Below are 20,052 nucleotides of genomic sequence, written 5' to 3' on the forward strand. Positions count from 1 at the left end.
ATGCTTAGTATCAAGAATTTACATGCCAGCGTGGAAGAGAAAAACATCATTAAAGGTCTTAACCTTGAAGTTAAACCTGGTGAAGTACACGCTATCATGGGCCCCAACGGAGCCGGTAAAAGTACACTAGGCTACGTCCTATCTGGTCGTGATGGTTACGAAGTAAGCGAAGGCGAAGCCACGCTTAACGGTAAAGACCTATTAGAACTTGAAGTAGAAGAACGTGCCCGCGAAGGCCTTTTCCTTGCGTTCCAGTACCCAGTTGAAATTCCTGGCGTAAGCAATATGGAATTCATGAAAGAGTCAGTTAACGCTATGCGCGAACAGCGCGGCGAAGCGCCATTAACAGCTGCTGAGTTTTTAAAGAAAGCAAAAGAAGCGTGCAAGCAGGTACAGCTTCCATTGGATTTCTTGAAGCGCGGTGTGAACGAAGGTTTCTCTGGTGGTGAGAAGAAGCGTAACGAAATCATGCAAATGATTTTGCTAGAGCCAAAGCTTTGTATTCTAGATGAATCAGACTCTGGCCTTGACGTTGATGCACTTCAGGTCGTTGCCGATGGTGTTAATAGCCAGCGCGACGGTGAGCGTAGCTTCATCGTTGTTACCCACTACCAGCGTCTTCTAGATTACATCAAGCCTGACTTTGTTCACATTCTTGCCGACGGCAAAATCGTGAAAAGCGGTGACGCGTCACTAGCGCTAGAAGTTGAGAAGAGCGGATACGCATTCCTAGGTAAAGCGTACGAGGAGGCTGAAGCATGAGTCAATGGCTAGAACAGGTCATTGATGCGGCGCAAATCTCCGATTACTTAGCGCCCGTGCGTCAGCAGGCCTTAGAAAAGTTAAAAGCTGATGGTTGGCCAGCCCGTAGAAACGAAAGCTGGCGATTTACACCGTTAACGCCACTTGAGAAGCGTGAAGCGAAGCAAGCGGTTCAGGCAGATAGTCTACCGGTACCCGCTATCGATAACCTAGATGCTATCGACCTTGTATTTGTAGACGGTGTATTGGTTACGCAGGTTAACACGTTAGATGTGCCAGCGGGCATGAGCATCACGTCGCTTAATAATGATGATACTGCCACGCAGCAAGCGATCAGCAGTGTATACGGTCAGGTTAAACCAACCCGTCATATGTTTGGTCTAGTTAACGATGCGCTGTGCCAACACGGTATATTTATTAATGTTGAAGCAGGCGCGAAAATCGACACGCCAGTGCGCATTGTGAACATGGCGTCGCAAAATGTTGATGCACATACGCGTGTGGTGGTGAAGGTCGCTGAAGGCGCAAGCGCCACTGTTATCGAGCAAGGTTTTGGCGATACTGAAAGCTTAACCACAGCGTTTGCTGAATATGACTTGGCTGATAATGCACATCTAGAACACTATCGTTTTGCCATGTTTACCGGCCAAGCTAAGCAATTAGGTGGTAGCCACTTCAAACTTCATAACCGCACTACGCTTAACAGCACCATGGTGGGCTATGGAAGTGAGCTTTCCCGTTTAGATGTAGATATTCATCACGCCGGCGAATTTGCCGATGCGAAAATGAACGCCATTTATCTTCTGGCGGAAGGCGAGTTATTTGACCTTCACTCTACCATTGAGCACGCCATGCCTAACGGTACAACAGAAGAAAATGCGCGCGGTATAGTTGGTGATAAGGCCCGAGCAGTATTTAACGGGCGTATTCATATTCATCGCGACGCGCAAAAGACATTAGCTGAACTTAATAACCGCAACTTGTTGCTATCTCGCCGCGGCGTTATCAATACCAAGCCTGAGCTTGAAATTTATGCTGATGACGTAAAATGTGCTCACGGTGCAACGGTTGCTGAAATTGAAGAAGAAGCCTTGTATTACATGCTTACCCGCGGCGTTTCTCGCAGTAAAGCACTGGTAATGCTCAACTTTGGCTTCATTCAAGAGCTTATAAATGACGTGCCTAATGCGGCAGTCCGTGAATGGCTAGCACCAATTTTAAGTGAGCGCTTCGCCCAAATGGAGGTGAAATGAGCTTAGACGTTGCAGCACTTCGTGCCCAGTTTCCTATTTTATCTAAAACGGTAGACGGCAAGCCGCTGGTCTACCTAGATAATGCGGCAACAACACAAAAACCTCAGGCCGTTATCGACGCCTTAGTAGATTTTTACACGGGGACGAATGCAAACGTGCACCGCGGTGCGCACCATTTATCGGATGAAGCCACGCGCCGTTACGAGAATGCACGTACCAGCGTTGCAAAGTTCATTAACGCGAAAGCGCGTGAAGAAGTTATTTGGACGTCGGGCACCACAGAAGCCATCAATATAGTCGCCAATGGTCTTGGACAGCTACTAAGCGAAGGTGACGAAGTGATGGTGACTGAGCTTGAGCACCACGCAAACTTGGTTACTTGGCAACAAGCGTGTCGCCGTTCTGGTGCAACGCTAAATGTTGTACCTATTTTCGACAGCGGAGAGTTAGACGTAGACGCTTTCGATAGACTGCTGTCTGAAAACACAAAGCTAGTGGCGTTTCCTCACGTATCGAATGCACTAGGTACGGTGAACCCAATTAAACTGCTTACTGAAAAAGCGAAAGCGGTAGGCGCATGGGTGCTGGTTGATGGCGCACAGGGTATTGCTCATGGCGGTGTTGACGTACAAGACATTGGCTGTGATTTTTACGCGTTTTCAGGCCACAAGCTATTCGGTCCAACAGGCATTGGCTGTCTGTGGGGCAAAAAAGAGGTGCTAGAAACCTGGCCTGTTTGGCAGGTAGGCGGCGAGATGATCAAAGATGTGACCTACCATGAAGCCACATGGGGAGCATTGCCAAATCGATTAGAAGCCGGTACGCCAAACATCGCAGGTGCCATTGGTATGGGCGCTGCAGTAGATTGGTTTAGTGCTCTTGATGTCAATGCTTTGCATGAACATGAACAAAAGCTGCTTGCCTATGCTACAGAGCAGGCCGAAGCGTTTGACGGTATGCGGATAATCGGTACGGCACCTAATAAGGTAGGCGTGCTGAGCTTTCTACTTGAAGGTGCGCACCCGGCGGACGTGGGCTTCATTCTCGATAGACAAGGCGTTGCGATCCGCACCGGTGACAACTGTGCACAGCCGCTAATGAAGCGCTTCGGTATACCGGGTACTGCTCGTGCGTCGTTCTCAATTTACAATACGCTTGAAGAAGTCGACAGCTTATTTGCTGCGCTTAAAAAAGCAAAAATGATGTTGGCCTAAGGAGGCATTATGAGTGTTGAAACTTTCGTACCTAGTACAAAACTCATTTCGCTAACTGACAGTGCCGTTAAGCATTTCGAAAGTAAGCTTAAAGACAAGCCGGGTCAGTTAATTCGTTTATCGACAAAAGTAAGCGGCTGTACAGGTTACGCCTACGTGCTTGATTTCGCAGATAGCGCGCAAGCCGATGACGAAATTGTTGAAATTTCGCCACTACTCAACGTAGCCGTGGCTGCAGATGCCACCGACCTACTGCGTAATACAGAAATTGATTACGTTACAGAAGGTGTGAACGGCGTCATTAAATACAACAACCCCAACGTGGTTGATGAGTGCGGATGCGGTGAAAGCTTTAACGTAGGCTAAGTGCCACGTCAAAGGCCATCAGTGGTAGAACAAAGAGTACTAAGTAGTTTATGAAGCAAAAAATGGTGACCACCGAGCGCGATTGTAAAGCGCGCTTAGTTCCTGCGGGCAATCCTACCGTGATCCCTGAAGGCGAGTTTGTGAATATCACCCAAGAGCTCGGTGGTAACTATACGGTAACGTGGCGTGGCAACATGTACCGCATCGATGGTACTGATGCAGGTGCTATTGGCCGAAAAGCGATGACTCTGAGCTTTGACGCGCCAGAAGACGGAAACATAAGCGAACAGCAAGTGTGGGACGCGTTAGAAACGATCTTTGACCCTGAGATTCCTATCAATCTCGTATCCCTTGGTCTTATCTACAAAGTGGAAATTGATCAAGGTACTAGCAGCGTCAATATTGATATGACTCTGACCGCACCAGGCTGCGGCATGGGCCCAGTATTGGTTGGCGACGTTGAATACCGCGTTGCCATGGTTCCCCATGTTAAAAACGTCAACGTAGAGCTTGTATTCGACCCTGCATGGTCCCGTGATATGATGAGTGAAGAAGCACAGCTTGAAGCAGGTCTGTTCTTCTAATCATCCACGCAGTGAAATTTAATCACACAACTTTTCAAACAAATTAAGCGGAAATAGTAATGCAACTACCTAGCAGTGACGAAATTATTGATGATTTAGCGTTCTTCGACGATTGGGAACAGCGTTATCAGTACATCATTGATTTAGGGAAATCTATTCCGGGCTTGCCTGAAGATGCTAAAACACCCGAGCGTTTGGTCAAAGGGTGTCAGAGCAGCGTTTGGCTGGTGGAGTCTTACGACGGCAATAAAATCAACTTTGACGTAGACAGCGATGCAGTTATCGTTCAAGGACTGCTTGCGTTAGTACTTGCCGCTTATAATGACAAAACGCCAACAGATATTTTAGCGTTTGATATCGACGGCTATTTTGAAGCACTAGACCTAGAGCGTCATATAACGCCAACCCGCGGTAATGGCTTACGCGCCATCGTAGGTAAAATTCAAGAATTAGCAAAAGCCAACGCTTAATTTTTTAAGCGTTGGTTTCTTTAAGCCGTTTTAAGGTTTCATAGTAAAGGCAGTGGGGCAGGTGAGTCCTCGATAATTAGTTCTGTGCAAAATAATCTGTACGCTGTCATCATATTGTCATCGCCAACAGGCTAACCTTTCTCTACATTTGCGCATAAAAACAGTACTTTATATCTGATTTGATAAAGGCTCTGGTCAAGCTGCTATTTATTGCCTATAATTCGCGGCCAAAATTTTAAAGATACACACACTATTTGTTTGGAGAGAGAACATGGCTCTTGAGCGTACTTTTTCGATTATCAAGCCTGATGCGGTAGCTAAAAACGTAATCGGTGCAATTTACAACCGTTTCGAATCTGCAGGTCTTCGCATCGTGGCATCTAAGATGATCCACATGAGCAAAGAGCAAGCAGAAGGCTTCTATGCAGAACACAAAGAGCGTCCTTTCTTCGGCGCACTTGTAGACTTCATGACGTCTGGTCCTGTTATGGTTCAAGTACTAGAAGGCGAAAACGCAGTTCTAGCTAACCGTGAAATCATGGGCGCAACTAACCCAGCTGATGCAGCTGCAGGTACACTTCGTTCAGACTACGCTGCGTCAATCGACGAAAACGCAGTTCACGGTTCTGACGCACCTGAGTCAGCAGCACGTGAAATTGCTTACTTCTTCTCTGAAGAAGAAATCTGCCCACGTACTCGCTAGGATTACGTAGGTAGAATTAACGGGGCCCTAAGGCCCCGTTTTTTGTTTCTAAGCCCTTCTTAGTGTCTGAGCACGCTTTATGCTGCTTTGCTCGGCGCTCATTTAGGCAAGCTAAACCACGCTTCTCGCGCATTGCCTAAAGCGCGCTCAGATACTCAGAAGAAAGATATACGCTTTATGCTGCTTTGCTCGGCGCTCATTTAGGCAAGCTAAACCACGCTTCTCGCGCATTGCCTAAAGCGCGCTCAGTTACTCAGAAGAAAGATACACGCTTTATGCCGCTTTGCTCGGCGCTCATTTAGGCAAGCTAAACCACGCTTCTCGCGCATCGCCAAACTTAACGTTTCTCTGCGTTAAATCGGCTTTTTCTCAAATCTCATCTGTGGTAAAATCCGCGCAAATTTTAATCAGTGCTTTTCTTTTTCTTAAATCTCGTTCAAGACATAGTCGAATCGCTGGTTTTTACACCGTATTCAGTAGTAAGAGGGGCATCCCTCGAAGGTAAAAGGGTCATCTTATTCATGGCAAAAACTAACTTATTAAACTTAAATCGCGAAGGCTTGCGCAATTTCTTCAAAGAAATGGGCGAGAAACCGTTTCGTGCCGATCAGGTGATGAAATGGATTTACCAGCACGGTATCAGCGATTTCGAGGAAATGAGTAACCTCAATAAAAACCTTCGCGCGATGCTCATTGAAAATTGCGAAATTAAAGCGCCTGAAATTGCATACTTTCAAGAAGCGAGCGACGGCACTATTAAGTTTGCACTTACCCTTGAAGGTGGTCAGGAAGTTGAATCTGTTTGGATCCCAGAAACTGACCGTGCAACGCTTTGCGTGTCATCACAGGTAGGTTGCGCGCTAGAGTGTACTTTCTGTTCAACGGCGCAGCAGGGGTTTAACCGTAACCTAAGTGTAAGTGAAATTATTGGTCAGGTATGGCGTGTAGCTACTTTCCTTGGTCTTTCAAAAGACTCGAGCAAACGCCCTATCACTAACGTAGTAATGATGGGTATGGGTGAGCCACTGCTTAACCTTAAAAACGTTGTACCAGCCATGGATATTATGCTGGACGATTTCGGTTTCGGCCTGTCTAAACGCCGCGTTACGCTAAGTACATCTGGTGTAGTACCTGCGCTCGATATGTTGGGTGACCAAATAGACGTAGCGTTAGCTATTTCATTACACGCACCCACCGATGAGTTGCGCAATGAGATCGTGCCTATCAATAAGAAGTACAATATCGAAGCCTTCTTAGCAGGCGTACGTCGTTATCTGGCCAAATCTAAAGCGAACCAAGGCCGTGTGACGGTAGAATACGTTATGCTTTCAAACATCAATGACAGCACTGAACAAGCGCACCAGTTGGCAAAGGTATTGAAAGACACACCTAGTAAAATAAACTTAATACCATTTAACCCTTACCCAGGTTCGCCCTATACATGTTCAAGCAATTCGCGTATTGATAGATTCGCAAAAGTGCTTATGGAATATGGGTTTACAACCGTTGTGCGTAAAACGCGAGGTGATGATATAGACGCAGCATGCGGTCAATTAGTGGGTGATGTGGTAGACAGAACGAAAAGAATGTTAAAAAAACAGGTGAAGGGCGAAGCAATTTCAGTAAAAATGGCCCAATAATCATTAAGATATTAGGGTAAGACTATGGTTGCGGGATTGCGAACGTTACTTAAAATTGGCTTTTTAAGCGCGATTATTTTCACTTCTGGCTGTGTCAGTAATAGCCAGTCAGGGTTGTATGGCGGTAACTTCGATCACGAAGAAGCCGCCAAAACACGCATGTCCCTTGGTCTTACCTACCTTCAAAATAACAACTACACGCAGGCAAAAAAGAACCTCGACAAAGCGCTTGAGTTTAATCCACGCTCTGCAGACGTTCAGTTCGCGATGGCATATTACTATCAACTGGTGGGCGATAACCTTCGAGCGGAAGAGTACTATGAAACTGCTATCGACCTATCGCCTAACAATGGCGATATTGCCAACAGTTATGGCGCGTTTAAATGCCAAAACGGCGAATACGAAAAAGCCAAAGCGTATTTCTTTGATGCGATAAATAACAGGCTTTACGCTAACGCAGCGCAAACCTACGAGAACTTGGCTTTGTGCGCGCAAAGTCAAGGTAAGCTAGATGAAGCGATCGGCTATTTTCAAGACGCATTAAAACATCAGCCTGCTAGGGGCAAAAGCCTGTTCTTGCTCAGCGAATTTTACACGGTTTCAGAACAGTGGGAACTTGCTGAATCTACGTTACGAAAATACGAACGTGTTGCCAAAGTTACGCCTGATTCATTGTGGTTAGCTTATGAAATAGCCAAAGGGAAAGGGGATCTAGAGACTGCAAAGGGGTATGGCGAAATGATGATGTCATTGTTCCCTGAAAGTGAGCTTACTAAACGTTACTTAGTGCAACGTGAAAGTATGCAAAACAAAGTGGTTAAAACCGTCAAATCTACACAGCCAAATGATTCTGAAACACAAATAAGCGAAAACCAAACAAATACCGACGGGCTTACACAAACATCATCAAACGATAAAGAAAATGAAAAGAGCGTCGCCCAAGACAACGACGCTCAGCGTCAATCTCAGAGCAATAACACCGACAACGCTCCTACAGCCACAGCTAACACACCAGAAAAAGCACAAAATACTGAATTATCTGTGCAAAGTGATAAATTCCATGTAGTAAAAGAAGGTGAAAACTTATATCGTATTTCTTTATTGCACAATATCAAAATGGCAACACTGCAAGAGTGGAATAACCTTGAAAATACTGGCGCTATTATTGCTGGTCAGACGCTTTGGTTAGTACCACCGAGTATGCAGGAGGAATAAGGTTTAATGGTGTCGGAAGAAAAAGCGAATCAAGAAGTTACTTCGCAACAACAAGAAAACACGCCAAGTCCAGGGGTAATGCTAAAAGCGCGCCGTGAAACGCTAGGTTTGTCTCAACAAGATATTGCTGATAAATTATTTTTGAAAGCTAAACAAATCAATGATTTAGAAAATGATGTCATTGATGAAAAGTCTTCGGTGACTTTTACAAAAGGGTACGTGAGAAATTATGCCAAGCAATTAGGCATGAATTCTCGAGAAGTTATTGAGGCATTCGAACGCTTTCACAATCAAACATCTGTACCATCTTCCGAGAAATTACAGAGCTTTTCAAAGCGTGTCGCAAAACAGACACACGATGACAGGTGGATGATGGTAACTTATGTTATTTTACTTCTTATCATTGCCGCCGTTGTCGTGTGGTGGTATCAACAGCCTAGTGACGACACGGTAGCTGAACTGCCACTTAGTGAGGCTGTTAAGCGAGAAGCCGCTAATACGCCTGTCCCATCGGCGGGCACAGATACCGACAGTGTAACTACTGACGTCTCGCCGTCGCAGGGTGATACGGCTGGAAACAATCAGCTAGATACGGGCGTGAGCAATAGTACAAGCTCAGAAACCAGCGGTGCGTTCAGCGACCAAGATAGCGGTTTTAACCAAGACGGTAGCTTGAATGATGGTGCAATCTCAGCACCCGATACAGAGGTAAATGATAGCAATAACCTAACCGCTCTGGTTAATTCTGCGAGTAGTAACGAACCCCAACCCAACCTTAATGTGAATAGTCAGTCTGATGCAGCGCCAATTGCTATGGTTTTCACTTTCGACGATGACTGTTGGGTTAATATAAAAGACGCGTCTGGAGAAGCTATTGCCTATGGGGTAAAGCTAAAAGGACGAGTTATGGAAATTCAAGGCGTTCCTCCTGTTGAAGTTACGCTCGGTGCACCGGATAATGTGCGCATATCAGTTAACGGCGAGTCTGTTGATATTTCTTCATACCAAAACGGTAAAACAGCTCGCTTCGCACTTCCTTTATAGGTAATTAGATGTTTGCAGAAAGCCCTATTAAGCGCAGAAAGTCTACGCGTATTAATGTAGGTAACGTCCCCATTGGTGATGGCGCTCCCATTGCTGTTCAATCTATGACGAATACGCGGACCACTGATGTGGCAGCGACCGTCGATCAAATAAACCGTATTGTTGCAGTGGGTGGGGAGATCGTTCGAGTATCTGTGCCCACGATGGAAGCGGCTGAAGCATTTAAAGAAATTAAAAAGCAGGTGAGTGTGCCACTCGTTGCAGACATTCATTTCGACTACCGTATCGCACTTAAGGTTGCTGAATACGGCGTAGATTGTCTGCGTATTAACCCAGGTAACATAGGTAATATGGAGCGTGTGCGGTCTGTGGTCGATTGTGCAAAAGACAAAAATATTCCTATTCGTATTGGTGTGAACGGTGGCTCGTTAGAAAAAGACTTACAAGAAAAGTACGGTGAGCCAACGCCAGAAGCGCTGGTTGAATCCGCAATGCGTCATGTGGATATTCTCGACAAACTTAACTTTGATCAATTCAAAGTCAGCGTTAAAGCGTCAGATGTTTTCTTAGCTGTTGGCGCCTATCGTTTATTGGCACAAAAAATAGACCAGCCGCTTCACTTAGGTATTACTGAAGCCGGTGGTCAGCGCGCCGGCGCCGTGAAGAGTGCAGTTGGCTTAGGTATGCTATTGGCTGAAGGTATTGGTGATACGTTGCGTGTATCGTTAGCCGCTGACCCGGTGGAAGAAATCAAGGTAGGCTTTGATATTCTGAAGTCACTGCGTATTCGCTCGCGTGGTATAAACTTTATTGCTTGCCCGAGTTGTTCACGACAAGAGTTCGATGTAATCGGCACAGTGAATGCTCTTGAGCAGCGATTGGAAGATATTCTTACGCCAATGGATGTCTCTATCATCGGTTGTGTGGTTAACGGCCCAGGCGAAGCAGAAGTGTCTGATTTGGGCCTTACTGGCGCACGTAACATGAGTGGCTTATACGAAGACGGTAAGCGCGTTAAAGAACGTCTTCCTAACGACGATCTTGTGGATAAGCTTGAAGCTAAGATTCGCGCCAAAGCATCGCGTATGAGTGAACAAAATAAAATTCAGGTCTCGGTTAAAGACTGAGACATTTTTTGTTCATTGTTGTTTATTCCCAAAGCCCCTATAATGCGGGGCTTTTCACTATTTAGCAGTATGAGAATTTCACGTGGCTAAGACTATTCAGGCAATTCGAGGCATGAATGACTGCCTACCGGAGATTTCCGGTACATGGCAGAAGGTAGAATCTGTACTTCGTCAGGTTGTGGCGAGTTATGGTTACCAAGAAATACGTACTCCCATCGTTGAAAGCACCGACTTGTTCAAGCGCTCTATCGGTGAGGTTACCGATATCGTTGAAAAAGAAATGTATACCTTCGAAGATAGAAATGGCGACAGCTTAACGCTACGTCCAGAAGGTACGGCAAGTTGCGTGCGCGCAGGAAACGAGCACGGCTTATTGTACAACCAGCAGCAACGCCTGTGGTACATGGGGCCAATGTTCCGTCATGAACGTCCACAAAAAGGGCGTTATCGCCAGTTCCATCAGTTCGGTGTAGAGACCTACGGTATGGACGGCCCTGACATCGACTTAGAAGTGATTCTTCTTAGTGCACGCTTTTGGAAAGCTTTTGGTATTGAGCAGCACGTAAAACTTCAAATCAATACCTTAGGTTCAAACGAAGCTCGCGCTGCATATCGCGATACGCTGGTTGAATTCTTAAAACAGCGTGCAGGCCAGCTCGACGAAGATTCACTGCGTCGACTTGAAACGAATCCACTTCGCGTACTCGATTCAAAGAACCCTGATGTTCAAGCTGCGATTGCCGATGCGCCAGCGCTAATCGATCATCTTGATGAAGAATCTAAAGTACATTTTGAAACCTTGTGTTCGCGCTTAACGCAAGCAGGTATTGAGTTTGAAATTAATCCTCGTCTAGTGCGCGGATTAGATTACTACAACCGTACCGTGTTTGAGTGGGTAACAGACAGCCTGGGAGCACAGGGTACAGTGTGTGCTGGAGGCCGTTACGATGGCTTGGTAGAGCAACTCGGGGGCAAAGCAACGCCTGCGGTTGGTTTTGCTATGGGTATTGAACGTTTGGTACTGTTGCTAACCACGTTAACCGAAGAAGGTCAGGACTCAAGTTTCGCAGACGTTTACGTAACGGCGATGGGCGAAGAGGCACAGTCATACGCTATTGAGGTAGCAGAGCATCTTCGAAATACGCTTCCTAATACACGCATAATGATGCACTGTGGCGGCGGCAACTTTAAAAAACAATTAAAGCGTGCAGATAAAACAGGCGCACGTTTAGCGCTGCTTTTAGGCAATGACGAAATGCAGTCTCGCGAAGTAGGTGTTAAACCACTACGCGATGGTCAAGAACAAGTTACAGTCAGCTTCGATACCTTATCTGATAAGGTTGCAGAGATGCTGAGCGCAAAATAAAAAGAGGACATCATGGAACAGTTCGCAACAGAAGAACAACAAGTAGAAGCGATTAAACGTTTTTGGAAAGAGCACGGTACTGCAATTATTGTCGGTGCAGCGCTTGGTCTAGGTGGCCTTTGGGGCTGGAGAGCGTATTCAGAAGCGCAAATTGAAACTAAAGAAGCGGCATCGGTTGCCTATCAAAATGCCGTAGAAACATTCGGTACAGAAGGCAGCGACGCAAAAGTTAAAGCTTTTATCGAAGAGAACAAAGACAGTGGTTATGCGAGCATTGCCAGCCTTCTTGCTGCTAAGCAAGCGGTAGATGCCGGTGATTTAGACGCTGCAGCTTCTCACCTAAATAGCGTAGTAACCTTTGCCGAAAATGATGAATTGAAAGTGCTTGCCTCACTTCGTTTGTCGCGTGTGCAAATTGAAATGAACCAGCTGGACGCGGCGTTGTCTACGCTTAGCAATGTAACAAATGACGCATTTTCAGCAGAAGTTTCTGAATTAAAAGGCGATGTGTATCAAAAACAAGGCAAGTTTGATGATGCTCGCTTAGCTTATTCAAATGCGTTAGAAAAAAATGCCAACAATCCGCTTTTACAAATGAAGTTAGATAACCTATCGGTATCTGCTGCGCAATAAGCGAAAGCCTTAGGGCTGGTATAAATAATAAAGAGGTACGCAATTTGTTTCACAACACGTGTGGCCGTAAAGGTCGATTTGCTCGCACGATAGGTATGGTACTCGCGGTGTCTATCACAATGTCTGGCTGCTCAACTATTTCAGACTGGTTTGCAGATGATGAAGAATTAGAGATTCGTCGTTTAAAGCCTATTGAGGCTAAATTCACACCTAAATTAGTGTGGGATCGCGATATTGGTGATGGCGTTAATCATTACTTCTCTCGTCTTCGCCCTGTTTATGCCTATGACAAGCTTTATGCTGCCGATCGCCATGGCGCCGTTGTCGCGATGGACCCTGAGTCGGGTAAGGTGTTGTGGGAGAAAGATTTCGCACAGTTTCGCTCTGAGGGCATGCTAAGCTCAGTCACTAATTTGTGGCGTAGCGGTGAGACTGCACGTATTGGTGGTATCGCCGTAGCAGACAGACACGTATTCATTGGTACAGAAAACGGCTATGTAGCTGCAATGGATGCAGAAACCGGAGAGTTGGTTTGGGATGCGTCTGTTCCCGGTGAGGTTTTAGCGGCTCCGGCAGCTGATGAAGGTATCTTAGTGGTTAACACGGGGGCTGGTAGCCTATTTGGTTTCAATACCCGCACTGGTGAACAGTTGTGGAGACACGAAGGTGATACTCCTCCGCTAACATTACGTGGTATTTCTGGCCCAATCGCATCTAACGGTGGTGCTATCATCGGCACACCTACAGGTAAAATTCAGGTTAATCTTATCGAAACAGGCGTACTTGCGTGGGAAACGGTAATTGCAACGCCTTCTGGTGCAACAGAGTTAGAGCGTATTGTTGATATCGACACAACGCCTGTTTTATTTGGCGGCACGGTTTACACGGTTTCTTACAACGGAACATTAGCTGCTGTAGAGTTACGTTCAGGTCGTGTAATTTGGAAACGTGAATATGCATCGTTTCGCAATTTGAATATCGACGGCAATAAAATTTTTGTTGTAGACAACAACTCTAACGTTTATGCCCTTGATAGACGAAACGGCGTAGAGCTTTGGTCTCAAGGTTCACTTAAGCATCGCTCATTAACGGCTGCTACTCCAGTAGGCGACCATGTGGTTGTTGGTGATAACTGGGGCTTTCTACACTGGATTGAACAAGAAACAGGTGAAGTTGTTGCACGCCTAGATGTTGGCGGCGATGACGAAGATGATTCAATCTATGCTGCGCCGTTGAAGGTTGATGATAAGATTATAGCGGTAACACGTAATGGCGTAATAGCGTCGGTGCAAGTTCCAAAGTAACAGGAACGTTTCGCTAATATTTAAACAGAAAAGGTGCTTAAAGCGCCTTTTTTTATACCCCGCGGTTTTTTCGGGCCTAAACTTGGCCATTATCAATGGGTAGACGGTTTCTCTTCGTGTTATTGAACGCCATTGGTATTAGGTAGTGAACAAGGTATAATGCGCCCATTCTCAAAAGCCTCATAGTAATTCACCTCTCGTTAGAGAATACAGCTCCCGAACGTTAGTTGTAATAGATGGTGTATGCGGCTTGTGCTTTTTTAGCTTTCATGACCCCTAGGATCTGATAAATGTTACCCGTTGTTGCTTTGGTTGGCCGCCCTAATGTTGGTAAGTCAACCTTGTTTAATCGCCTTACAAATACCCGTGATGCACTAGTTGCTGACTATCCGGGGCTAACTCGCGACCGTAAATACGGCCAAGCGAAATTTGAAAAGCGCCAGTTCATAGTAGTGGATACCGGCGGTATTACGGGCGATGAAGAGGGCATTGATGCTGAAATGGCACAACAGTCTTTGCTAGCTATAGAAGAGGCTGATGTCGTATTGTTTTTGGTTGACGCCAGAGCAGGTATGCTGCCAGCCGACCAAGGTATTGCTGATCATCTTCGACGCATAAACAAAAAAGTGTTTGTTGTGGCGAACAAGGTTGATGGAATTGACGGCGATAGCGAAAGTGCGGAATTTTATTCCTTAGGCTTAGGTGATATTAAGCAAATTGCTGCGGCCCACGGTCGCGGTGTTAGCCAATTGCTGCAGGACGCCTTAAAGCCACTTGAATCTGATTTCCCGGACATGGAAATTGTCGATGAGGAGCCTGAAGAAGAAGAGGATGCTGAAACGCAGCGTCAACGCCTTCAAGAGTTACCTATCAAACTTGCTATCGTAGGTAAGCCCAACGTGGGTAAGTCGACACTGACAAACCGCATTTTAGGTGAAGAGCGCGTGGTGGTATTCGACATGCCAGGCACCACCCGTGACAGCGTGTACATTCCAATGGAAAGGGATGAGCGTGAATATATCCTAATCGATACCGCGGGCGTGAGAAAGCGCAAGAAAATTAGTGAAGCCGTAGAGAAGTTCTCTATTGTTAAAACTCTTCAGGCAATTGAAGAAGCTAACGTAGTGCTATTGGTTATTGATGCCAGAGAAGGTATTACCGACCAAGATCTTAGCCTATTAGGCTTTGTGCTTAATTCAGGTCGTTCATTAGTAGTTGCCGTGAACAAATGGGACGGATTAAGTACTGACGTGAAAGACGACATAAAGCGCGAGATGGACCGTCGTTTAGGCTTTATCGACTTCGCTCGAATTCATTTTATTTCTGCGCTTCATGGTTCGGGTGTTGGTAATTTATTTGAGTCTGTACAAGAAGCGTATATGAGCGCGACCAAGCGTATTAATACCGCGCTGCTTACACAAATTATGGAAATGGCTCAGGATGACCATCAACCTCCGCTGGTGCGTGGTCGCCGAGTTAAAATGAAGTATGCTCACGCAGGTGGTTACAACCCACCGGTTATTGTTATTCACGGTAATCAAGTGGATGACTTACCAAGCTCTTATAAGCGTTTCTTGATGAACTATTTCAGAAAAGCGCTAGAAATTATGGGTACGCCTATCAAGATAGAATTCAGAGAAGGCAACAACCCGTTTGAAGGTAAAAAGGCTAATTTGACCTTGGCGCAGCAGCGCAAGCGCCGTCGTATGATGTCTTATTACAAAGATAAAAAGTAGCCTTTTTAAGGATTGGGCGCTATTTCTGACCAAGTGGCGATAGCGTCCATGCTTTTACATTACTCAATTTCCCCACTATTGTGGCATGATGAAATCCCCAATTAGACTCGCTTTAGCGTGAATTGCATTTTGCCAGTCGTATTCAACTCGACGGTTTTATTGATTTAATCTGCTAGGTCATTATTACACTTAGATTGTATTCTTTTCCCTGCTATTCCCACTTTCTCTTTGTTCACATATTCAGTCATTTATAGGTACGTACCTTTGAATTCGGGAGGTTACCACGAATGTGAAATTTGGAGCTGTTTTTGCAGACACTACCTGTTTAGCAGACAGCCAGCAGTGTTTTGGGAGATAAAGTGTCAGTAGAAAAATTGGTTAAAGTCGCCTCACCACTTCAAAAAAATCAAATGTATAACTGGTTTGATAGGTATAAACCAAAAGAGCAGCAAAAAGTATATATTCTCACCGCCAAAACAGAAGAAAAGCCAACGTTGAGTTTGCCGCTAGTTAAACGACGTTCTGCGAAAAAAGCTTAACGCGCGCTTTCCAAAAGCAGAGAGCGAACCTTTTTCATCATTTCAGACTCTTGTGGAACTTCTACGTTAACAATCAATTGATTGACAATATTGTCTGAAAAGTCAGGAGGAAAAGTCGTAGACACTTTTACGATTTTATCTTGTAGCTTAAAGACATAGGTTGTCGCGTAAATTGTTGGTGATGTTTCAGATGCCGCGCTCAGCCCTAATCTCCATCCTCTTAATGCGCTGTTAACCTCGTAGCGTGAGGCTGGACTGATTTGAGACAACGTTAACTGCTGTAAATCGGCTGTAGCACTAGCTCGTTGCAGATCACTTTCTAGTTGCTTAGGAAGTAGCTCGTTTTCATCTGAAGAAAGCTGATCTAAAAAGGGATATACGGTGACATCAACGAGCGCATCTTCAAACTCAGGGTGTATATAGCGAGTAATTGCACCGTTAAACGGGTCTGGATATAACTGAGTATCTAATTTAGTGAAGTCGCCAATGGCGTTTGGTACCTGTAATCCACCCTTATAGTCGCTAGCTTCTAGCGCATCGAACAAAAACTGGCTGGTAAATAATCCAGAATGTTTGGCATGTTGAATCCAGCGCGCAATCAACGATTGAGCTTCTTCTTCGGCTAAAGCGGTTTCCGTTTTCACATCTGTGTTTTCTGCGGCACTCGCATCAAATGAAGATGAGTCAATTTCTATCCCTCGCCATTGTAAAGTGAATTCTGCAAATTGTTTTGCGTGCTGTCGATGCATGCCAGGCGCTGCGCCAACATTAGCAATCAATAGTTCGTAGTCGTTTCCTTCGCCATAAGGGAACAAATGACTGAACTCTCCTGATTCGCTTAGGAGTTTAATAAAGCTGTCGGGCGAAATCGCATCTTCAAAACACAAATTAGTGGATTGAGAAGCATTAGCTTCGCTTAATGCTCGCTGGGCTCCACAAGCCCTGAGTAACGTCTCGCTCGGGTAGGTAGAAAAAACAGAGACAGGTTGATTGACCATAGAAGCAAAGGTGAAGTCAGGCACTAGTAACAGAACAAAAATGCACAAAGGTGTCAAAATTTTTGGAACAGCGAACCGCTGTGACTTTAGGCTCCAAAATGCACAGGCCCGCTGGTAAATACTCGAAAAGGAAAACGCGTTTACATGAACGGGCATAATACTTAAGGCTACCTATTGCCGTTGAATGTGTGTCACTGTACTGGTTATTTCTCCGTCAGTCACCCGAGATTTTATCTCATCACCTACATTTACTTTATTAACGCTATTAATGGCTGCTTTGTCGGACAAAGTAATGCTGTAACCACGGGCGAGCGTTGAAAGAGGACTTACGGATTGTAAGAGGCTAACTTTACCACCAAGTTCATTTTTTTTGCTTCTAATGAGTGTATTCATGCTTGATAAGAGCTTGGTGCTAGCGTAATTCAGTTTGTCTTTTGCACGCGCCACGTTTGCTGATGGCGATTGTTTGTTTAGCCTGTAATCAAGACCTTGTAATCGCTTCTCTGCTTTTGCCAAGTCGTTTTGCATCTTATGCGCTAAACGAAGTTGTAGTCTGTCTAACGTTTGCCACTGCGATTGGATGCGGCTTTGTGGATGCAACGCATTTAGCCGTTGTTTCTTTAAAACAAGCTGTTGTTTACTCGTTTGAAGGTACTGATGTATTGCCCTTGCTAAGCGTTGTTTTTGCTGACTTAGCGTTTGGTAAAGAGCGGCAGAATCCTGACTTAAGATTTCGGCAGCAGCAGATGGGGTAGGGGCGCGAACATCGGCGACGAAGTCACTAATGGTGAAGTCTACCTCATGGCCTACGGCGCTAACTATGGGCAAAGCACTTGCAGCGACTTCTCTTGCCAAGCTTTCATCATTAAAACACCACAAGTCTTCTAATGAACCTCCGCCTCGCGTAAGTAACAGCACATCCACTTCTGCGCGGCGGTTAGCCGTTCTTAACGCATTAATTAACTGTAAAGGTGCGGTTTCACCCTGAACCATCGACGGATAAACAATGATTTCGGTTTGTGGGCTGCGTCGTTTTAATACACTCAATACATCATGAAGCGCTGCACCGCTTGATGAAGTTATTACGCCGATGCGATTAATACGTTCAGGTAGCGCACGCTTGTTAGCAGTATCGAACAAGCCTTCATAGTTGAGTTTGAACTTTAAGGCTTCGAACGCTTGCTTAAGCGCACCTTCGCCATCGCTTTCCATGTGTTCGACAACCAGTTGATAGTCGCCGCGTGCTTCGTAAAGGCCAACCGACGCTCGCACTAAAATTTTGTCGCCTTCTTTAGGGCGAATGCGAACATTGCGGTTTGATCCCTTGAACATGGCCGCGCGAACTTGGGCTTTGTTGTCCTTCAGCGTGAAATACCAATGCCCTGATGCGGCTGCCACAAAGTTGGATATTTCAGCCGATAGCCAAATAAGGCCAATTTCGCCTTCCAGTACGGTTCTGGCTAAGCGATTTAGCTTGGTAACTGTTAAAATTTGTCGAGACGTAGATGGCGAATTTGTAAACATAAAAAAAATCACTGGGTTTAATACATTTAGAGTTTACCTGAAAACTAAAAAACACTACAATTGCGCCGCAATTAACCCTCAACTGAATAGGTGTTGTTGCATGCTACGTATCATCCAAGAAGCCCTGACGTTCGACGATGTGTTGCTGGTTCCCGGCCACTCGACCGTCCTCCCTCACACAGCCAACTTACAAACACGCCTTACGCGTGGCGTAACGTTAAATATTCCAATGGTGTCTGCTGCAATGGACACGGTTTCTGAAGCCCGTCTAGCTATTGCGCTAGCCCAAGAGGGTGGTATTGGTTTCATTCATAAAAACATGAAGCCCGAAGAGCAAGCCAAACACGTACGTGAAGTTAAGAAATACGAAAGTGGTGTGGTATCTGACCCAGTAACGGTGGAAGAGAATGCGACCATTGGTGAAGTTATCGCGCTTTCTAAGCGTCTTGGTTACTCTGGCTTCCCGGTGACTGACAAAGATAATAACCTAATTGGTATTGTGACAGGCCGCGATCTTCGCTTTGAAAAGCGTTTGAATTTGCCTATTAGAAACGTAATGACCGGTAAGGATGATCTGGTTACCGTTAAAGAAGGTGCAAGCTCTGATGTGGTGTTAGATCTTATGCACGAACACCGCATTGAGAAAATTCTTGTCGTCGACGACGCGTTTAAGCTTACAGGCCTGATCACTGTTAAAGACTTCCAGAAAGCAGAAAATAAGCCTAACGCATGTAAAGACTCGCTTGGTCGCCTACGTGTTGGTGCTGCGGTAAGCGTTGGACCAGGTACTGACGAACGTATTGCACTACTTGTAGATGCAGGCGTTGACGTTCTACTTATCGATACCTCTCACGGTCACTCGCAAGGTGTTATTGACCGCGTGAAAAAGGTACGTGCAGACTATCCAGATGTACAAATTATTGCGGGTAACGTTGCGACGGGCGATGGCGCGAAAGCACTTGCCGATGCCGGCGTAGATGCTGTTAAAGTGGGAATTGGCCCTGGTTCAATTTGTACTACCCGTATCGTAACCGGTTGCGGTGTGCCTCAAATTACTGCGGTATCAGATGCAGTAGAAGCGCTTAAAGATACTGACATTCCAGTAATCGCTGACGGCGGTATTCGTTTTTCGGGTGACATTGCTAAGGCGTTGGCTGCTGGCGCAAGCTGCGTAATGGTTGGCAGCATGCTAGCAGGTACTGAAGAAGCGCCAGGGGAAGTAGAACTTTTCCAAGGCCGTTATTACAAGTCATATCGCGGTATGGGTTCACTAGGCGCTATGGATCAAAGCCACGGTTCGTCAGACCGTTACTTCCAAGATTCTGATAACGCTGAGAAATTAGTACCAGAAGGTATTGAAGGCCGCGTAGCGTACAAAGGTCCAATTGCTAATATTATCCATCAGCAAATGGGCGGCTTGCGCTCAGCCATGGGCTTAACGGGCTGCGCAACGATTGAAGAGCTCAATACCAAGGCACAATTTGTGCGCGTAACTTCAGCCGGAATGGGCGAGAGCCACGTTCACGATGTAAGCATTACCAAAGAAGCGCCAAACTACCGTTTAGGTTAAGGCG

General features: G+C 45.7%; 19 protein-coding genes. 17 read left to right on the plus strand and 2 right to left on the minus strand.

Annotated elements, in window-relative coordinates:
• The 16 genes from sufC (at window position 1) to BIZ39_RS01120 (ending at window position 15,956) form a co-directional block, all read left to right on the plus strand.
• Complete coding sequence (gene sufC / locus BIZ39_RS01045; RefSeq protein ID WP_014979831.1) at window positions 1-762, plus strand: Fe-S cluster assembly ATPase SufC; 762 nt, start codon at window positions 1-3, stop codon at window positions 760-762.
• Window positions 759-2,015: a Fe-S cluster assembly protein SufD gene (sufD, locus tag BIZ39_RS01050; RefSeq protein WP_168463252.1), complete on the plus strand. Its 1,257-nt coding sequence runs from the start codon at window positions 759-761 to the stop codon at window positions 2,013-2,015. Before sufC ends, sufD begins: the two co-directional genes overlap by 4 nt.
• Complete coding sequence (locus BIZ39_RS01055; protein WP_039231541.1) at window positions 2,012-3,229, plus strand: aminotransferase class V-fold PLP-dependent enzyme; 1,218 nt, start codon at window positions 2,012-2,014, stop codon at window positions 3,227-3,229. Before sufD ends, BIZ39_RS01055 begins: the two co-directional genes overlap by 4 nt.
• A gap of 9 nt (window positions 3,230-3,238) precedes the next feature.
• The gene (locus BIZ39_RS01060; protein ID WP_014950172.1) at window positions 3,239-3,595 is read left to right on the plus strand and encodes a HesB/IscA family protein; all 357 of its coding nucleotides are present in this window, start codon (window positions 3,239-3,241) and stop codon (window positions 3,593-3,595) included.
• A gap of 50 nt (window positions 3,596-3,645) precedes the next feature.
• Entirely contained in the window at window positions 3,646-4,179 is a 534-nt protein-coding gene (gene sufT, locus BIZ39_RS01065; RefSeq protein ID WP_039218147.1) for a putative Fe-S cluster assembly protein SufT, read from the plus strand.
• A 59-nt stretch (window positions 4,180-4,238) separates the two neighbouring features.
• Window positions 4,239-4,649 (plus strand): SufE family protein, encoded by a 411-nt coding sequence (locus BIZ39_RS01070; RefSeq protein ID WP_014950170.1) that lies wholly within the window; start codon window positions 4,239-4,241, stop codon window positions 4,647-4,649.
• Between the two features lie 271 nt (window positions 4,650-4,920).
• Window positions 4,921-5,352 carry a nucleoside-diphosphate kinase gene (gene ndk, locus BIZ39_RS01075; RefSeq protein ID WP_012519000.1) on the plus strand — a complete coding sequence of 144 codons (432 nt, stop codon included), beginning with the start codon at window positions 4,921-4,923 and terminating at the stop codon, window positions 5,350-5,352.
• A 521-nt stretch (window positions 5,353-5,873) separates the two neighbouring features.
• A complete protein-coding gene (locus BIZ39_RS01080) occupies window positions 5,874-6,992 on the plus strand; it encodes a bifunctional tRNA (adenosine(37)-C2)-methyltransferase TrmG/ribosomal RNA large subunit methyltransferase RlmN (protein WP_014977032.1) in 1,119 nt (372 codons plus the stop codon).
• Between the two features lie 24 nt (window positions 6,993-7,016).
• Window positions 7,017-8,207, plus strand: coding sequence for a type IV pilus biogenesis/stability protein PilW (gene pilW / locus BIZ39_RS01085; protein ID WP_187446150.1), 1,191 nt, complete (start codon window positions 7,017-7,019; stop codon window positions 8,205-8,207).
• 6 nt (window positions 8,208-8,213) lie between these two features.
• Window positions 8,214-9,251 carry a RodZ domain-containing protein gene (locus BIZ39_RS01090; RefSeq protein WP_187446151.1) on the plus strand — a complete coding sequence of 346 codons (1,038 nt, stop codon included), beginning with the start codon at window positions 8,214-8,216 and terminating at the stop codon, window positions 9,249-9,251.
• A gap of 8 nt (window positions 9,252-9,259) precedes the next feature.
• Entirely contained in the window at window positions 9,260-10,378 is a 1,119-nt protein-coding gene (ispG, locus tag BIZ39_RS01095) for a flavodoxin-dependent (E)-4-hydroxy-3-methylbut-2-enyl-diphosphate synthase (protein ID WP_014950167.1), read from the plus strand.
• Between the two features lie 82 nt (window positions 10,379-10,460).
• A complete protein-coding gene (gene hisS, locus BIZ39_RS01100; RefSeq protein WP_187446152.1) occupies window positions 10,461-11,744 on the plus strand; it encodes a histidine--tRNA ligase in 1,284 nt (427 codons plus the stop codon).
• 12 nt (window positions 11,745-11,756) lie between these two features.
• Entirely contained in the window at window positions 11,757-12,377 is a 621-nt protein-coding gene (locus tag BIZ39_RS01105; RefSeq protein ID WP_014977028.1) for a YfgM family protein, read from the plus strand.
• Between the two features lie 44 nt (window positions 12,378-12,421).
• The gene (gene bamB / locus BIZ39_RS01110) at window positions 12,422-13,681 is read left to right on the plus strand and encodes an outer membrane protein assembly factor BamB (protein ID WP_187446153.1); all 1,260 of its coding nucleotides are present in this window, start codon (window positions 12,422-12,424) and stop codon (window positions 13,679-13,681) included.
• A gap of 290 nt (window positions 13,682-13,971) precedes the next feature.
• Window positions 13,972-15,417: a ribosome biogenesis GTPase Der gene (gene der, locus BIZ39_RS01115; protein WP_014979823.1), complete on the plus strand. Its 1,446-nt coding sequence runs from the start codon at window positions 13,972-13,974 to the stop codon at window positions 15,415-15,417.
• A 359-nt stretch (window positions 15,418-15,776) separates the two neighbouring features.
• Complete coding sequence (locus BIZ39_RS01120; protein ID WP_039218122.1) at window positions 15,777-15,956, plus strand: hypothetical protein; 180 nt, start codon at window positions 15,777-15,779, stop codon at window positions 15,954-15,956.
• On the opposite strand, the gene BIZ39_RS01125 is transcribed toward BIZ39_RS01120, so the two are convergent.
• The gene (locus BIZ39_RS01125; RefSeq protein ID WP_187446154.1) at window positions 15,953-17,110 is read right to left on the minus strand and encodes a hypothetical protein; all 1,158 of its coding nucleotides are present in this window, start codon (window positions 17,108-17,110) and stop codon (window positions 15,953-15,955) included. The two genes, BIZ39_RS01120 and BIZ39_RS01125, sit on opposite strands and share 4 nt — an antisense overlap.
• A gap of 15 nt (window positions 17,111-17,125) precedes the next feature.
• The gene (gene xseA / locus BIZ39_RS01130) at window positions 17,126-18,478 is read right to left on the minus strand and encodes an exodeoxyribonuclease VII large subunit (RefSeq protein WP_187446155.1); all 1,353 of its coding nucleotides are present in this window, start codon (window positions 18,476-18,478) and stop codon (window positions 17,126-17,128) included.
• A gap of 100 nt (window positions 18,479-18,578) precedes the next feature.
• Here xseA and guaB point away from each other — a divergent pair, with 100 nt between their 5' ends.
• Window positions 18,579-20,048, plus strand: coding sequence for an IMP dehydrogenase (gene guaB, locus BIZ39_RS01135; protein WP_014950158.1), 1,470 nt, complete (start codon window positions 18,579-18,581; stop codon window positions 20,046-20,048).
• Window positions 20,049-20,052: the final 4 nt, after the last annotated feature.

The sequence above is a fragment of the Alteromonas sp. BZK5 genome (genome assembly GCF_014349115.1).
GTDB classification, from domain to species: Bacteria; Pseudomonadota; Gammaproteobacteria; order Enterobacterales; family Alteromonadaceae; genus Alteromonas; species Alteromonas macleodii.

Coding starts and splice junctions, on each gene's coding strand:
- BIZ39_RS01105 (WP_014977028.1), top strand. CDS start 11,757: ATGGAACAGTTCGCAACAGAAGAACAACAAGTAGAAGCGATTAAACGT.
- pilW (WP_187446150.1), top strand. CDS start 7,017: ATGGTTGCGGGATTGCGAACGTTACTTAAAATTGGCTTTTTAAGCGCG.
- sufC (WP_014979831.1), top strand. CDS start 1: ATGCTTAGTATCAAGAATTTACATGCCAGCGTGGAAGAGAAAAACATC.
- sufD (WP_168463252.1), top strand. CDS start 759: ATGAGTCAATGGCTAGAACAGGTCATTGATGCGGCGCAAATCTCCGAT.
- BIZ39_RS01055 (WP_039231541.1), top strand. CDS start 2,012: ATGAGCTTAGACGTTGCAGCACTTCGTGCCCAGTTTCCTATTTTATCT.
- ispG (WP_014950167.1), top strand. CDS start 9,260: ATGTTTGCAGAAAGCCCTATTAAGCGCAGAAAGTCTACGCGTATTAAT.
- BIZ39_RS01080 (WP_014977032.1), top strand. CDS start 5,874: ATGGCAAAAACTAACTTATTAAACTTAAATCGCGAAGGCTTGCGCAAT.
- BIZ39_RS01090 (WP_187446151.1), top strand. CDS start 8,214: ATGGTGTCGGAAGAAAAAGCGAATCAAGAAGTTACTTCGCAACAACAA.
- xseA (WP_187446155.1), bottom strand. CDS start 18,478: ATGTTTACAAATTCGCCATCTACGTCTCGACAAATTTTAACAGTTACC.
- BIZ39_RS01070 (WP_014950170.1), top strand. CDS start 4,239: ATGCAACTACCTAGCAGTGACGAAATTATTGATGATTTAGCGTTCTTC.
- ndk (WP_012519000.1), top strand. CDS start 4,921: ATGGCTCTTGAGCGTACTTTTTCGATTATCAAGCCTGATGCGGTAGCT.
- BIZ39_RS01060 (WP_014950172.1), top strand. CDS start 3,239: ATGAGTGTTGAAACTTTCGTACCTAGTACAAAACTCATTTCGCTAACT.
- BIZ39_RS01125 (WP_187446154.1), bottom strand. CDS start 17,110: ATGCCCGTTCATGTAAACGCGTTTTCCTTTTCGAGTATTTACCAGCGG.
- sufT (WP_039218147.1), top strand. CDS start 3,646: ATGAAGCAAAAAATGGTGACCACCGAGCGCGATTGTAAAGCGCGCTTA.
- der (WP_014979823.1), top strand. CDS start 13,972: ATGTTACCCGTTGTTGCTTTGGTTGGCCGCCCTAATGTTGGTAAGTCA.
- guaB (WP_014950158.1), top strand. CDS start 18,579: ATGCTACGTATCATCCAAGAAGCCCTGACGTTCGACGATGTGTTGCTG.